This is a genomic window from Vibrio sp. 1727 (assembly GCF_033344415.1).
Taxonomy (GTDB): domain Bacteria; phylum Pseudomonadota; class Gammaproteobacteria; order Enterobacterales; family Vibrionaceae; genus Vibrio; species Vibrio alginolyticus.
The window spans coordinates 1-878 of sequence record NZ_JAWPOT010000136.1 but is presented as its reverse complement, the minus strand read 5'-3'; the positions used below and the strand labels follow the sequence as shown (position 1 = coordinate 878).

Annotated in this window: 1 pseudogene; it reads left to right on the top strand. The window is 37.8% G+C overall.

From position 1 onward, the window contains the following. Window positions 1-277: 277 nt before the first annotated feature. Window positions 278-878: pseudogene (locus tag R8O10_RS24335) on the top strand (relaxase); the annotation flags it as partial.

Sequence of the window (878 nt, the reverse complement as noted above, 5' to 3'; positions counted from 1 at the left end):
AACATACAAATAAAGTCGATTGAAAACTTAATGAAAAAGGTGGTTTCTGATGCTTGTTAAATTCTTCAAACCTACAGCTTCCAAGGGCGTAACTGGTGGTATTGACTACTTGCTGGGTGACAAGAATCGCTCTGAAAAGCCTGAGCTTTTGAGCGGAAACCCTGACGTTACGCGTCAGCTACTCCACAACTCTACTTTTAAGAACGCGTATACAACGGGTTGTTTGAGCTTTGCTAAAGAAGAAAGCGACATTAGCAAAGAGTTACAGAGTAACTTAATGCAGTCGTTTGAAGAAACGCTCATGAGCGGCTTGGACGCATCACAATACGATTGTGTTTGGATAAAGCACACAGATAAAGATGGACGATTAGAACTCAATTTTCACATTGTGAATACTGAGTTGAATACTGGCAAACGCCTACAGCCGTATATTCATAAATTCGACATGCCACGTATTGAAACTTGGAAAAGTTTGCAGAACGATTTGCATCAACTTTCTGATCCAAATGCTCCAGAGCGAAAAAGAACCTTGCAGCTAGGTAACAACAATAAAAAGAGAAATGAAGTTCAAGCAGCGATACATAACTATTTGGAAGAATGCTGGATTCATAATGAAATAAATAACCGCAATGATTTAATAAACGAATTAAATAGCCTTGGCATTGAAATAACCAGAACAACAAAACAAGCAATATCAATAAAAGTGCCTGAGTTTGAAAAGCCTATTCGTTTAAAAGGGGAACTTTACAATGACAACCTTGAGCCGTGTGAAAAACAGATTGAACGAAAAGAAAACAAACAGAGAGAATACAATCAAGAACGAGAGCAAAGAATTGAAAGCAATCGCTCAAAGCTCGAAACTCTCAATCAAAAAATTG